Source organism: Sorangium sp. So ce176, from assembly GCF_051519835.1.
Classification (GTDB): Bacteria; Myxococcota_A; Polyangia; order Polyangiales; family Polyangiaceae; genus Sorangium; species Sorangium cellulosum_G.
Genome location: NZ_CP150371.1, coordinates 448,889 through 462,394 on the forward strand (window position 1 = coordinate 448,889; position 13,506 = coordinate 462,394).

10 protein-coding genes are annotated in these 13,506 nt (G+C 74.7%); 3 read left to right on the forward strand and 7 right to left on the reverse strand.

Features of this window, described 5'->3' with window-relative positions:
- Window positions 1-55: 55 nt before the first annotated feature.
- The 4 genes from WMF42_RS01700 to WMF42_RS01715 form a co-directional block, all read right to left on the reverse strand.
- Window positions 56-454 carry a (deoxy)nucleoside triphosphate pyrophosphohydrolase gene (locus WMF42_RS01700; RefSeq protein ID WP_061610193.1) on the reverse strand — a complete coding sequence of 133 codons (399 nt, stop codon included), beginning with the start codon at window positions 452-454 and terminating at the stop codon, window positions 56-58.
- 88 nt (window positions 455-542) lie between these two features.
- The gene (locus tag WMF42_RS01705) at window positions 543-1,664 is read right to left on the reverse strand and encodes an FHA domain-containing protein (RefSeq protein WP_437689894.1); all 1,122 of its coding nucleotides are present in this window, start codon (window positions 1,662-1,664) and stop codon (window positions 543-545) included.
- Between the two features lie 217 nt (window positions 1,665-1,881).
- Window positions 1,882-2,493, reverse strand: a complete 612-nt coding sequence (gene ruvA, locus WMF42_RS01710; RefSeq protein ID WP_061610195.1) for a Holliday junction branch migration protein RuvA — start codon at window positions 2,491-2,493, stop codon at window positions 1,882-1,884.
- Window positions 2,490-3,005 carry a hypothetical protein gene (locus WMF42_RS01715; RefSeq protein WP_061610196.1) on the reverse strand — a complete coding sequence of 172 codons (516 nt, stop codon included), beginning with the start codon at window positions 3,003-3,005 and terminating at the stop codon, window positions 2,490-2,492. The genes ruvA and WMF42_RS01715 overlap by 4 nt, the downstream gene beginning before the upstream one ends.
- 113 nt (window positions 3,006-3,118) lie before the next feature.
- Here WMF42_RS01715 and WMF42_RS01720 point away from each other — a divergent pair, with 113 nt between their 5' ends.
- The 3 genes from WMF42_RS01720 (at window position 3,119) to WMF42_RS01730 (ending at window position 6,801) form a co-directional block, all read left to right on the forward strand.
- Complete coding sequence (locus WMF42_RS01720; protein WP_233561993.1) at window positions 3,119-3,571, forward strand: hypothetical protein; 453 nt, start codon at window positions 3,119-3,121, stop codon at window positions 3,569-3,571.
- Entirely contained in the window at window positions 3,568-4,908 is a 1,341-nt protein-coding gene (locus WMF42_RS01725; RefSeq protein WP_061610197.1) for a LysM peptidoglycan-binding domain-containing protein, read from the forward strand. Before WMF42_RS01720 ends, WMF42_RS01725 begins: the two co-directional genes overlap by 4 nt.
- Window positions 4,909-5,139: 231 nt before the next feature.
- Window positions 5,140-6,801 carry a tetratricopeptide repeat protein gene (locus WMF42_RS01730; RefSeq protein WP_233561994.1) on the forward strand — a complete coding sequence of 554 codons (1,662 nt, stop codon included), beginning with the start codon at window positions 5,140-5,142 and terminating at the stop codon, window positions 6,799-6,801.
- A 219-nt stretch (window positions 6,802-7,020) separates the two neighbouring features.
- Here the strand turns inward: WMF42_RS01730 and WMF42_RS01735 are convergent, their stop codons facing one another.
- From WMF42_RS01735 to WMF42_RS01745, 3 genes are all read right to left on the reverse strand, one after another.
- Window positions 7,021-7,371, reverse strand: coding sequence for a hypothetical protein (locus WMF42_RS01735; RefSeq protein ID WP_437689895.1), 351 nt, complete (start codon window positions 7,369-7,371; stop codon window positions 7,021-7,023).
- A 494-nt stretch (window positions 7,372-7,865) separates the two neighbouring features.
- Window positions 7,866-12,494: a sigma 54-interacting transcriptional regulator gene (locus WMF42_RS01740; RefSeq protein ID WP_437689896.1), complete on the reverse strand. Its 4,629-nt coding sequence runs from the start codon at window positions 12,492-12,494 to the stop codon at window positions 7,866-7,868.
- Window positions 12,495-12,506: 12 nt separating this feature from the next.
- Complete coding sequence (locus tag WMF42_RS01745) at window positions 12,507-13,448, reverse strand: hypothetical protein (protein WP_437689897.1); 942 nt, start codon at window positions 13,446-13,448, stop codon at window positions 12,507-12,509.
- Between the last annotated feature and the right edge of the window lie 58 nt (window positions 13,449-13,506).

The following is a 13,506-nucleotide window of genomic DNA, read 5'->3' on the forward strand; positions in this document are numbered from 1 at the left end:
GCCCTCGCCGCGTGGGTCGATGCCGCGCGTCAGGGCCGGCCGGCGCGGGGTCGCGTCAGGACATGCCGAGGAGCTTGTTCATGCTGGCCTCGTCGGCCGGCGTGAACGGGTAGCGATCGAACTCGGCGCTCGTGACCCACCGGAACGCGTTCACGGCGAGCGAGGCGAGCTCGCCGCTCCTGATGTGGCACTCGTAGAGGTACAGGTCGACGACGTAGCGCTCGTACGGGTGGCTCACGAACGAGATGAGCTGGCCGACCTCGATCTCGACGCCGAGGCGGTGCCGGACCTCGCGCTTCAGCGCGGCCGCGTCGGTCTCGCTCTCCTCCACGCGCCCACCGGGGAACTCCCAGAGCATCGGCAGCACGGCGGTCGGGCGGCGCTGGGTGATGAGGTAGCGGCCGTCCTGCTCGATCACGGCGGCGACCACGCGGATGGTGCGGACACTTTCCATGGCGGCGTCTCGGGGTGCCCAGCGTACGACGGGGCATCGGGTTGTGCGAGCGGGACGGTCGCGTCCCCGGAGCGCGGACCTCGCTCCGTCAGACGGTCACGCGGAAGAGCTGCTGACCCATGAGGAGGATGTCGCCCCCCGTGATCTCCGTCTCGCCGAGGACGCGGAGGAAGGTGCCGTTCGAGCTGCCCAGGTCCGTGAGGGACAGCCGGCCGCCCTGGACCGAGATCTGGCAGTGGAGCCCGGAGACGTAGCCGTCCTCGGGGAAGAGGATGTCGCCGCGCTCGCGCCCGAGGTGCAGGCCGGTGTCGGGGACGGGGAACGCGTTGCCTGTCGCGTCCCGGCCGATGATCAGCGCCAGCCGCGCGACGTAGCCCTTCGACGGGCTGCCGAGCCGCTCGACGCCGTCGGGCGTCGCGGGCGCGGGGGCGAGCGACTCCAGGCGGACGAGCTCCTGGCCGATGCGGAAGACGTCGCCGTTGTCGAGCTGCACCGGCGTGTCCCGGCGCAGCCTGCGGTAGACGCCGTTCAGCGAGCTCTCGTCCTTGACGAAGAGCCGCCCGCCCTTGATCGAGAACGTCGCGTGGCGCGGGGAGAGGTAGCTGTCGCCGCCGAAGATCGCGCCCGAGTCGCGCCCGATCGTCGTCGGGTTCGCGGGCAGGGTGTACGAGCCGGCCTCGGTGCCGTCGGCCCGGAGCGCCGTCAGCACGACGTTCGCGGCGCCGGACGTCGACACCACCGGCGGGGGCGGCTGCACGGACAGGTTCGCCGGCTTGACGAGCTTGAAGCCGCAGAGCGCGCAGAACTTGTTGCTCGGCGGGTTGGGCTCCTGGCACTGCGGGCAGACGACCGTCCCCGCGCCGGCCGCCGCGGTCGACGGCGCCGCGGCTCCCGCCTTCCGGCTCGTGGCGGTGTCCTCGCCCCGGATCGGGGCGGCGAACGCCGCGGGGTCGACGAGCGCGGGGGGCTGGACCGCGGGAGGCTGGGACGCGCGCGGGGGCGCGAGCGCCGGGCCCTTCTGTGCGCCGGTGCCGATGGCGGTCGGCTCATCGCCGTAGTTGTTCGACCGCGAGGCCGCCGGCACGCCGTGGGGCGGCGTGCCCGGCGCGAACTTCTTCGGCGACACGTCGCGAGGCAGCTCGGCGCCGCAGCCGAGGCAGAACTTGTAATGGTCCTGATTTTCCTTGGAGCACTTCGGGCAGGTGATCACCAGGCCTCCTCACAACGAGCGACCGGACGGGGTCTCAGGGCGAACGGCGGCGGGAGCATATTCGCCGCGGCCGCCTTCTGTCGACTGTCTGTCGCTTCTCTCCGTGCGCGGCGCCCCGCGGGCGTGCGCGGCAGGCGCACAGGCAGGCGCGCGGGACCGGGCGCGCCGCGGCGCGCGCCGACCGGTCGTCCTGCAGGGGGGCGGGCGCGCGGGCGGCTCACTTGGACAGGAGCGCGAGCGCGTCGCGCACGAGGTCGCCGAGCGGGGCGCTCTCGACGCGCGCGCCGAGGGCGGTGACCGCGCGCTCGGCCTCGGCCGGCCGGTAGCCCATGCGGGTGAGCGCGCTCTGCAGCAGGTCCTGCTTGGCGCCCGTGGCCGCGGGCGGCGGGGCGGCGGCGGAGAGCGGGACCGAGGGGAGGTTGACGAGCTTGTCCTTCAGCTCGAGGACGAGCCGCTCGGCTGTCTTCTTGCCGACGCCGGGGATGGCCGTGAGGCGCGCGGTCTCCCGGCGCGCGATCACGGCGGCGAGCTCCGCCGCGCCGAGCGCGCTGAGGATGGCCAGCGCGATCTTCGGGCCGATGCTGGAGATGCCGATGAGCACGCGGAAGGCGGCCCTGTCCTCGCGGGTCGCGAAGCCGTAGAGGAGGAGCGCGTCCTCGCGCACGTGGGTGTGGACGAACAGGGTGATCGCGTCCGAGCCGGCGATGCCGCGCGCGCGGCCCAGGGCGCCGAGCGGGACCGTCACCTCGTAGCCGACCCCGGCGACGTCGAGCACGACAGTGCCCTCGTCACCCTCCTCGACGACGTGACCGGAGAGCCGTCCGATCAATTGACCTTGGCCCCCTGCTGGATCCACCTGCGGATGGTGTCCCGCTCCGCCGCGGGCAGGGTGTCGCCGCCGGCGGGCATGGACTTCCCGCAGCCCTCGGGGGCGCACTCGAGGTCCCCGCAGGTCAGGGTGCCGTCGAGCTTGTGCAGGAGGAAGCTGTTCGCGGGGTCGCCGGCCGCGATCCGGGGCATGCCGGACGGGGCACGCGACGCGACGCCGACGTTCTGGGCCACGATCGCGTCGATCTGCGCGTCCGTGGCCTGCTCGCTCAGCGGCGGGCCGAGGTACGCGAAGCCCGCCGAGCCGGCCTCGGCGCCGTGGCATGTCGAGCTGAACGCGCAGCCCCGCTGGAAGAGGGGGAGGACGTCGGCCCTGAAGCTCACCTCGGGGGTGGCGCCGTCGAACGCGCCGTAGTCGAAGCACGCGGTCGGCTGGGGCGGCTCGCCGTCATCGCCGCAGGCGGCCCCGGCGCACGCCGTCCCGATCACGAAAATCAGCAGGAGTTTCCGCACGTTGTCCCCTCTCCGCCGGTTGGCGACGCGCGACCCTAGCAGAACTCCGCGCGCGCGCGGAGATCGCCGCGCGTTTGGCCGGCCGGCGCGGCGGCGGGTAGGCTGGGCGCTGCATGAGGACACGCCTGGGCATCTGCTCGCTGGGGCTGTCGCTCGCCGCGCTCGCCGCCGGGTGCGGCGGGGGACGGGACGCGATCGTCGATCGACAGCTGGCCGAGCTGCGCGCGGAGCTCGTGAGGAGCCGCGCGGAGAGCGCGGTGCTCGCGGACCGCGTCGGCTCGCTGGAGCTCTCGCGCGGCGGCCCCCGCGGCGCCGCGCGCGCCGAGGCAGCCGGCGCGGCCGAGGCCCGCGCCGCCTCGAAGGAAGAGCCGGACCGGCCCGACCTCGAGGTGGTGCGGCTCGCGCCGGAGGCGGCGCCGGGGACCGAGGCGGAGCCGCAGAGCGACGGCGCCGCGCGGCCGCCCGTGCTCCGCTCGACAGCGCACGGCGTCGTCGTTGATGAGCCTCCGGGCGGGACGCCGCCGTCGAGCCCGCCCCTCTCCACCCCGTCGAGGCGCAAGCGATGAAGTTCCCCGCGAAGGCAACGTGGATCCTGGTCTCCCTGGCGCTCGCCGCGGCGCCGCCGCTGGCGCTCGCCCAGGATCAGGGCGCCGAGCAGGGCGCCGCCGGCGCCCAGGTGCCGGGCGTCACCGTGGTCCAGCTCCCGCCGGGCGAGCCGACCGTCGACACGCAGGTCGTGATGCCGCCGGGCTTCCCCCAGCCGGGGTTCGATCCGAACGCCCACCTCCCCTCGAGCTCGCGGGGCACGACGGACACGTCGCGCCCGTCGGACGGCTTCGATCTGGGCCGCCGCAGCGAGGGCGCCGCCTCGGTGCGGGGCAGCGCGGGCGGGAGCTACGTCGTCGAGGGGCAGTTCGTGCCCGAGGCGCACTCGGTGCGGCGCGGCGACACGCTCTGGGACATCTCGGGCAGGTACTACACGAACCCCTACGCCTGGCCTCAGGTCTGGGCGCTGAACCCGCAGCTCCAGAACCCGCACTGGATCTACCCGGGCGACAGGATCCGGCTCCGCGACCCGAGCGAGGGGCCGACCCGCGGCAGCATCGGGTTCGGAGCGCGCGCGACGGGCCGCGGGTCGCGGGTGCCGCCGAAGACGATCTTCCTGCGCGACCTCGGCTGGGTCGACGACGTGAACAAGGACACGTGGGGCGAGCTCGTCGCGAGCCCCGAGGACCAGATGCTCCTCAGCGAGGGCGACGACGTCTACCTGCAGCTCTCGGACGATCACGACGTCGCGATCGGCCAGGACCTCACGATCTTCCGCGAGATCAAGAAGGTGAGGAGCGGGGACGTGCGGGGCGAGCTCGTGACCGTGCGCGGCACGGCGCGCGTCGACCGCTACAACCCGAAGACGCACATGGTGCGCGCGCGGCTCATCGAGTCGCTCGACGTGATCGAGCGCGGGGACCGGGTGGGCTCGGTGGCGCGCCGCTTCGACGTGGTCCCGCCGGCGGGCGCCGAGCAGGACCTGGAGGCGAAGATCCTCGCGTCGGTCTACCCCTACCAGCTCTTCGGCCAGTTCCAGGTGATGTTCATCGACAAGGGCGAGAAGGACGGCGTGAAGCTCGGGCAGCGCTTCTTCGCGGTCCGGCGCGGCGACCGCTGGGTGCAGCAGCTCGGGGGCGCCGGCAAGCTGGCGACGCTCAGGCCGCGGGTGCAGGACGAGCGGCCGGCGCAGGTCGACGCGCCGAAGTTCGGCGTCGACGAGGAGCTGCTGCCCGACGAGACCTACGCCGAGCTGCGCATCGTGCACGTACGGGAGCGCACGGCCGCGGCGCTCGTGACGCACGCGATGCACGAGGTCGAGCGCGACGCGGTGCTCATCTCGCGCAAGGGCCTCTGAGCCCCCGGCCGCCGCGCCGGCCGCGACGAAACGCGCGGGTCGTCGGGGCGACCGTCGGCGTCGGAGCCCGGCAGGCTCCTCGGGAAACCGCCGCAGCCCGGTAGGAGGGGGCCCGGAGCTTCCGTAAGAAAGCGCCTGGAATCCCGGCCACATGCGGGAAGCCACACGCGCGGACGCCGGCGCAATGTCCCCACGGGGGAGGCGCGGCCGCGGTATGATGGTCTCTCTATCATGCCCATGCTTCGCCGCGCCGACGCCCAGCCCGAGTCGAAGGGGGTGGATGGCGATCCTCCTACCCAGCGCTCTTTCGACAGCGTGACCGAGCGCTGCGCGCCGAAGAGCGGATCGATGGCCGAGGCGCTCGGCGACGTCGGGGTGCGGGCGCCCCGCTCGAGCGGCGCGCCGCCGAGCCTCAACGGCACAGCGCCGGAGGCGCGCGGCCACGCGCTGCGGGAGCGCGCCAACCTGCTGGTCCGCCGGAACGACTACGCGACAGCGGTGCGCGACTACGACGAGGCGCTCGCGCTGTTCCGGGCCGCGGGCGACGCGCTCGGCCAGGCCCAGGTGCTCATGGACCGCGGCGCGCTGCGCCTGCGGGAGGGCGTCCCTGTCCAGGCTGTGCGCGACTACGACGAGGCGCTCACGCTGTTCCAGGCCGCGGGCGACCGCGCGGGGGAGGGGGACGCGCTGCGCGCGCGGGGCTTCGCGCGCGCGGAGGAGGGCGACCTCGGCGGCGCTGTCTGCGACTACGATCTGGCGATCCAGGTCTTCCTGCAGCTCGGCGATCGCGAGCCGCTCAAGCCGCGCGCCGGGTCGCGCTCGCCGACGTCGGACGTCGACGGCCTGGTGCCCTCGGAGCAGCAGCCGCGCGCCCGCCCTCACGGCGCCGCGCACGGGCGGGCGCTCAAGGCGCGCGGCGACCTCCGCGTCCGCCTCCGCAACCTGCCGGGCGCGGCGCGCGACTACAGCACCGCGCTCGCGCTGTTCCAGGGCGCGGGCGACCGGAGCGGCCAGGCCAGCGTGCTCAAGGCGCGCGGCGACATGCGCCTCGGCCAGGACAACGTGACGGGCGCCGCGCGCGACTACGACTGGGCGCTCACGCTGTACCAGGCCACCGAGGACCACCTCGGGCAGGCCAGCGCGCTCAAGGCGCGCGGCGATCTGCGGACCCGGCAGGGGGATCTCGCGGGCGCCGAGCGCGACTACGATCAGGCGCTCGAGCTGTTCACGACGACGCGCGATCTCCTGGGCCAGGCCCTGGTGCTCAAGGCCCGCGGCGATCTGCGCTCCCAGCAGGAGGACCTCGTGGACGCGGTGCGCGACTACGACCGCGCGCTCGCGCTGTTCCGCTCGGGCTTCGAGCGCCGCGGCCAGGCCGCGACGCTCAAGGCGCGCGGCGATCTCCGCCGCGCGCAGTTCGAGCTGGTGGCCGAGCTCGTGAGCGTCGCCGCCGCCGACGCGTCGGACCTGGAGGACGCGCTCTCGGACTACGAGCAGGCGCTCGCCCTGTTCGAGGTGCTGGAGGACGGCGCCGGCCAGGCCGGCGTGCTCCGGGCGCGCGGCGATCTCGCGCGCATCCAGGGGGATCTCGGCGGCGCGCTGTCGCTCTACCTGAGCGCGAAGCGGCTCCTGGAGGTCTCGGGCAACGCCTCGGAGCTCTCCGCGACGCTGGCCGAGATCGCCCGGACGCACGCGCTCGCCGGGCGCGCGGCCGAGGCGCGCGCCGCGGCGGAGCAGTCGCTCGCGCGCGCCGATCGCGCGACGAGCCCCGGGCACCGCGAGCTGGCCGAGGCCGTCCTCGCCGGCCGGATCGCGGCGCGCCAGGAGGAAGGCGCGACGCGCGACTCCAGGGTGTCGAGCGCCCCGAAGCGCTACGAGCGGGAGAGATTCTAGAGATTCAGAACTACAGAGAGAATTTGAACCACAGAGGCACAGAGGGCACAGAGGGAGAGAAGAGAGATAAAGAAGAAAGACAGAGAAGAGAGATAGAGACTCTTATCCTCTTCTCTCTTTTTCTCTTCTCTCTTCCTCTGTGCCCTCTGTGCCTCTGTGGTTCTAAATCTCTCGAGGGTCCATCCGCCGGCGCCCTGAACCGCGCCGGCAGAAGGGCGCTCAGCGCCGCCGCCTGCCGCGCGCGGGCTTGCCGCTGCCGCCGCGCGGGGTCGGCTTGCTGCCGCCCGGGCGCGGCTTGCCGCCGCCGCCCGGGCGCGGCGCGGGCCTGCCCGCGGCGGCGCGCGGCGCGGGCTTCTCCGGCGGCGCCTCCGTCGTCCGGACCACGAGCAGCGCTCGGCCGCGCTCGAAGGTCGGCGTCACGCTGACGTAGCCGTTCTCGCGCGCGAAGCCCGCGACGTCGCCGCGGTGCTCATCCATGTACCGGCTGAACCGCGTCCAGAGATCGCGCGCCTCCTCGTCGGAGAGGGGCGCGCCGTCGAGGGAGGCGGCGAGATTCGAACGATCGCTCACGGGATCCTGTGCGCGTGGCGCAGCGGCGCGACCGGGGTGGCGCGCCCGTTCCACACAGCGGAAGCCTGCCCGGAGGCGCGCAGCCCGGCAAGACCGCAACGCGCGCGGCCGGCCGGGCGGCGCGCCGAGGTCAGCGCTTGCCCCGGCCCGCGAGCGCCGCGGCCGCCAGCGCGCTCGACGGCTGCCCGGGCCCGGGCCACCACCGCCGTCTTGTTCGCTCGTCGATTCGGCATCGGACCGCTCCCCGCGACCGCGCACGTGTCGTCCCGGCGCGACGGGCGGTCGCTCTGGAGGATCGCGACGAACCCACCCGAAGGGCCGCGCCCTCTTCGCCCTCCTACCGACCCTGCCGGGAACGGGCCGCGAGGAGCAGGGCCCGGGGAGAGCCCTCCTCCACGATGCTCGCGCAAAGGAGATCCCTGGCCAAGGCGCCGCCGGGGCCCCGCGCCAGGAGCCCTCGCTCCACGGTACGCCGCGCCGCGCGCGGCGAGCGCTCACTGGATCCCGTACTCCTTCAGCCGCCGGTAGAACGTCCGGCGCGGCAGGCCCACCACCTGCGCCGCCTTCACGCGGTTCCAGTTGCAGGACGAGAGCGCGACAAGGATCCGCTCTCGCTCGCTCGCCTTGTGCGCGTCGAGCGACGTCTCGACGCGCCGATCGCTCGACGGCGGCGGCGGCGGGGCCCGACCGGCGCTCATTTCACCCGCGCCGGCCGCGCCGCCCGCGCCGCGCGCGCCGGTGCCGCTCGCTGGCGCGCGCGGCACCGGCGGCGGCTCGGGGGCCCGCAGCGACCGCGGCGCCGCGTCGGGGAGCTCGAAGTCGTCGCTCTCCAGCTCGGGGCGGTCCGAGAGGACCCACGCGTTGAGCAGCACGTTCTCGAGCTGCCGCACGTTGCCGGGCCAGCTGTAGGCCGACAGCCGCTTCAGCGCCGCGCGGGAGACGCTGCGGCGATCGCGCCCGTAGCGCGCCGCGAAGATCCCGAGGAAGTAGTCGATGAGCAGCGGGATGTCCTCGATCCGCTGCCGCAGCGACGGCACCCGCACCTCGACGACGTGGAGCCGGTAGTAGAGATCCTCGCGGAACGTGCCGCGCGAGACCATGTCGGAGAGGTCCCTGTGCGTCGCCGCGATGACGCGCGCGTCGACCGGCTCCTCGCGCGCGCCGCCGACGGGGCGCACGACCTTCTCCTGCAGCACCCGGAGCAGCCCGGCCTGCATCTTCTGCGGCATCTCGCCGATCTCGTCGAGCAGGATCGTCCCCCCCGTCACCTCCCGGAAGAGCCCCTTGCGGTCGCGGTCCGCGCCCGTGAACGCCCCGCGCATGTGCCCGAACAGCTCGCTCTCCAGCAGGTGCTCCGGGATCGCGCCGCAGTTGACCCCGACGAACGGCTTCTTCGCCCGCGGGCTCGCGTTGTGGATCGTCCGCGCGACGACCTCCTTGCCCGTCCCGCTCTCGCCGGTGATGAGGATCGGGATGTCCGTGTCCTTCACCCGGTCGATCAGCGCGTACACGCGGCGCATCGCCTCGCTCGTGCCGACCAGGCCCTCGTAGCCGAAATGCCCGCGGATCACCGCGCGCGCCGAGCGCAGATCCCGCCGCGTCGCGGCGAGCTGCGCGGTGCGGTGGCCGAGCAGCTCCTCGAGCTTGGCGCGCGCGGCGCGCAGCTCCTCGTTGGTCCGCTCGAGCTCGCGGGCGCGGCGCTCGTTCTCGCTGACGAGCCGCGCTGTCTCGATCGCGATCGCCACCTGGTCGGCCAGCGCCGTCAGCGTGGGCAGCTCGGCCTCGAACTTCGCCGCCGCGCTCAGCCGCGTCTCCAGGTACAGCGCGCCGATCACCTGCCCGCTCCGCTGCCGGATCGGCACGCAGGCGACCGACTGCAGCATGAGCTGGTGGACCGAGACGTAATCGCTCATGCGCGCGTCGTCGCGCGCGCTCGCGGTCACGACCGGCTCGCCGGTGGAGATCACCCGCTCGGCGATCGAGCTGGAGAACCGCGCGTGCGGGTCGTCCCCGGCCTGGTCGCGCGAGGCGTGGATCGAGAGGTCGACCGCGGCCTCGCCCGCGCTCGGCGGCGGCTCGTCGCGCGGCGGCCGCTGCAGGATGACGAACCCGCGCTCGGCCTGGAGGAGCGCGATCGCGTGATCGGTCACCTTCGCGAGCAGGCGCGTGAGGTCGTGCTCGCCGGCGATCGCCCGGTTGATCTCGAGCACCCGCGCCAGCCGGTCCTCGCCGGGGGGCGCCGCGCTCTGCGTGAACGGCACGGTGCGGCCGCTCATCAGCTCGAGCATCGCGGCCGCCCGGATCTCCTTGCGCCGCCCGTCGTTCCAGAAGACCTCCCGCAGGTCGCGCGGCAGCTTCGAGGCGATCTCCTCGAGCGTGATCAGCGCCTCCTCGCGGTCGTGGCGCGCCCGGATGAGGTGCCCCCGCTCCGCCTCGAGCTGCGCCCGCGCCTCCAGCGCGCGCCAGATCCAGTCGCGCTGGCCCGCGGCGCGCGCCGCCTCGAGCGCCTCGTCGTACGCGGCCCGGGCCTGCCGCTCGTCGCGCGCGAGCGCCGCGACCCGCCCGCGCGCGAGCGCGAGCAGCGCGCGGTGGGCCCCGGTCGACCCGAGGCGCTCGGCGGCCACGTCGATCTCCTCGCCGAGCGCGCGCGGGTCGGCGCCGGGGCGCGGCACCGCGAAGAGGACGCGCTCGAGCCGCGCCTCGACCCCGTCGACCCGCCGGCCCATCGCCTCGTACGCCTCGGCGCACTGGAGGCAGAGCCGCTCGGCCTGCTCCAGGTCGCCGGAGCGCGCCGCGTGCTCCGCCTCGAGCGCGAGGAGCTGCGCGTGCTGCTGCGGCGCGAGGTCGGCGCGGTGGGCGGCGAGCGCGTCGAGCGACACCCGCGCCCGCGCGAGCCGCCCGAGGTAGAGGTCGAGGTTCGCGAGGTTGAGGAGCGCCTGGCGGATGGTCGCCACGCGGCCCGAGCGCCGGCCCAGGTCCACGGCGGCCTCCAGGTGGCGGATCGCCGCGCCGAGGTCGCCCTGCAGCTTCGTGAGCGCGGCGAGGTTCAGCCGCGTCGTCGCGAGCGTGCCCGCGTCGCCGGCCTGCTCCGCGGCCGTGAGCGCCTCCTCGTAGACCGCCTTCGCCTCGCTCAGGCGGTCGTCCCGCTGGAGCGCGAACGCGAGCGAGACGAGCGCGACCGACAGGATCCGCGGCTCGCCCGTGAGCCGCGCGAGCCGGACCGCGTGCTCGAGCGTGCGCTTCGCCTCCTCGTGCCGCGACGCGAAGCTCTGCGCGAGCCCGCGCGTCGCCACCGCCTCGGAGGCGATCGCCTCGGGCGAGGCGCCGAACGCGACGACCGACGCGAGCTGCGAGCGCGCGCCGCCGGCGAGCTCCGCCTCGAGCTTGATCGGGCCCACCCGCTCCACGGCCTCGACCGCGCGGCGCTCCGCCTCGCCGTAGTCGCCGACGCGGACGAGCGCCCGGGCCATCTGCAGCGACCAGAACGCCGCCAGCGCGTGGTCGTCCGAGGCCGCGACGTCGTCCTTCACGCGCTGGAGCTCGGCGAGCGCCCGCGCTGTGTCGCCGCGGTTCATGGCGAGCCGCGCGCGCGCGAGCACGACGGCGGGCGAGCCGTCGCGCTCGTACCGGCCGAGCGCCTCCGCCGCCGCGTCGAAGTGGCCGCGATCGAGCAGCCGGTGGATCTCCGCGGGCGGCAGCGCCTCCCCCTCGGCGCCCGCGGGGCCGCGGCCCGAGGCCGCCGCCCCGGAGGCGGGGGGCGCGTCGAGGAGCCGGTCGACGTCCTCGGTCGACGCGACGGGCGCGCCGGCGATGCGCGCGACGATCTCCCGGATGCGCCCCGGCCGCCGCCCCGCGCGCGCGACGACGTGCGCGGCCACCGCGTCGCTCAGCGACGGGATGGTGCGCTGGACGAGCTCGCGGGCGACCTCCTCGTCGAGCGGCGCCACCTCGAAGCGCTCGAAGGCGCCGCTCGCCGGCTCTCTCCCGCCCACGAGCACGAGCTTGCCGCCGGCCTTGCGCACCTCGTCGAGCCGCTCGAGCGCCGCGCCGCCGAGCCGGTCGGCGTCGTCGACGAGCGCCGTCACCCGGCCGGGGTCGTGCCCGGACAGCTCGATCGCGAGCGCCTCGCGCGGGTCGGCCACGCCGGCCGCCTCGACCCACGCGACGCCGTACCCGCCGACCTCGAGCGACCACGCGATGCGCCGGAGCAGCGCGCTCCGCCCGGAGCCGGGCGGCCCCGCGATCGAGAGCCCGCCGCCCGCGGGCAGGCCCATGATCTGCGCGAGCAGCCGCGTGCACGGCGCGTCCAGCCCGACGATCGGCCACACCACCGCGCCCGCGTCGGCGCCCTGCCGCGCGTCCTCCTCGTGCGGCCCGCAGGGGAGCCGCGCGGCGCGCCGGAGCGCGTTCGCGAGCTCGTCCGCGCTCGGGTAGCGCGCGTTCGGGTCCCTGGCGGTCGCCCTGTCGACGACGGCCTGCAGCTCCGCGACCACGCAGGGACCGCGCTCGTCGTCCGCGCCGTCGCGGAGCGCCTCGGCGATCGTCGCGCCGAGCGCGAACACCTCGGCGCGGACGGTGAGCGGGTCGCCCTTGAAGAGCTCCGGCGCGGCGTAGCGGGGCGTGAGGCCCACGGGCCGCGCGCCGCCGTCGCGGAACGGCGCCGCGAGGCCGAGGTCGACGAGCGTCGCGCGGCCGCCCTCGCCCACGATGATGTTCGCGGGCTTCACGTCGCCGTGCAGCAGGAGGGCGCGGTGCAGGCGCGTGAGCTGATCGGCCGCGTCGGCGATGGCCTCGAGCTTCCTGGTCAGGTCGCCGGGGCGCACGAGCAGGTCGGCGAGGCTCGTCCCCTCGACGAGCTCGCGCACCATGAAGGGCCGACCCGATCCGGGCAGCCGGCCGAAGCGCAGCACGCGCGGCACGCCGAGGCCCTCGACGCCCGACAGCGCCGCCGCCTCGCGCACGAGCGCGAGCACCTCGGACTCCTCCGCGTCCTCGCCGAGCGTCTTCAGCGCGACCGTCTTGCCGGTGATCCGGTCGCGCACCGCCCACACCTCGCCGCCGCCGCCCTTTCCGAGCGTCCCGAGCGGCTCGTATCGTGAGGGGAACAGCGGGTGAGACGTCACGTCATCCCTCGATCAGAGCCCATACCCCGCGGACATCCCGAAGAAGAACCCGGTGATGGACATGCCGGCGTCGAGCCGCGTCTGGAGCTGCTTGATCGGCTTGTACCGGAAGCTCACCTGCGGGAACGAGACCCACGGGAACACCGAGGGCTTCGCGCCCCCGTTGACCCAGCTCGGCTCGTCGTAGTCACCGTAGTGGTTGTTGGACGCGTCGCAATACGGGCCGCCCGGGCCGCCCGGGCCGGTGCAGCGGCTCCAGGAGCTCACGTCGTCGGGGCCCGGGTTCGACGCGGCGCCGTTCGGGTACGCCTGGGCGCGGTGGAGGTCGCCGAACACGACGCCGAGCCCGACGCCGCCGCCGACGAGGAGCGAGAAGCGGCCCTTCTCCTCGTCGAGCGGGATCTCGAAGAGGAGATCGCTCGTGAAATAGACCAGCTTCATGTCGCTGGAGACCATCTCCCAGGCGAACTGGTTGTCGTTCTTCCCCTTGAAGAGGAAGGGATCCATCGAGTAGTCGGCGTAGGACAGCGCCAGATCGAGCTCGAGGCCGTTCTTGCGCGTGGTGAACTCCGGGCCGAACGTGAAGACGTTCACCGACGCGCCGCCGTCGGCGAAGAGGTTGATCATGAACTTCGGGACGATGACGTTCCGGAACCGGACCCCGATGAACTTGTAGGCCTTGCCGTCCTTCTCGAGCGGGGCGTTGGCGTCGGTGGGCTCCGGCGCGGCCTCCAGCTCCCTGTCCTTCTCACCGGGCGTCTCGTCGCCCTGCGCCTTCTCGTCGTCGGCCTGCTTCTCGGCCGCGGGGGGGTCGTCCAGCTTGCTGTCGACGCCGTCCTCGGGCTGCGCGCGGGCGCTCGACGGGAAGCACACGGCGCCGAGCAGCGCGGCGAGCGCGGCGGTCCTGGCGTGCACCCCCACCGCGAGCTGCCGACCCATCTTCCAGTGGTACATTGTAGGTCACCTAGCGATGCGTAAGGTCAGGGCCGGACTCGGGCACTCGCGGGACGGG

What these genes read in the sequence shown, in the direction of transcription:
- WMF42_RS01700 (WP_061610193.1), bottom strand. Translation starts at nt 454, where the DNA reads ATGGAAAGTGTCCGCACCATCCGCGTGGTCGCCGCCGTGATCGAGCAG.
- WMF42_RS01720 (WP_233561993.1), top strand. Translation starts at nt 3,119, where the DNA reads ATGAGGACACGCCTGGGCATCTGCTCGCTGGGGCTGTCGCTCGCCGCG.
- WMF42_RS01725 (WP_061610197.1), top strand. Translation starts at nt 3,568, where the DNA reads ATGAAGTTCCCCGCGAAGGCAACGTGGATCCTGGTCTCCCTGGCGCTC.
- WMF42_RS01730 (WP_233561994.1), top strand. Translation starts at nt 5,140, where the DNA reads ATGCCCATGCTTCGCCGCGCCGACGCCCAGCCCGAGTCGAAGGGGGTG.
- WMF42_RS01745 (WP_437689897.1), bottom strand. Translation starts at nt 13,448, where the DNA reads ATGTACCACTGGAAGATGGGTCGGCAGCTCGCGGTGGGGGTGCACGCC.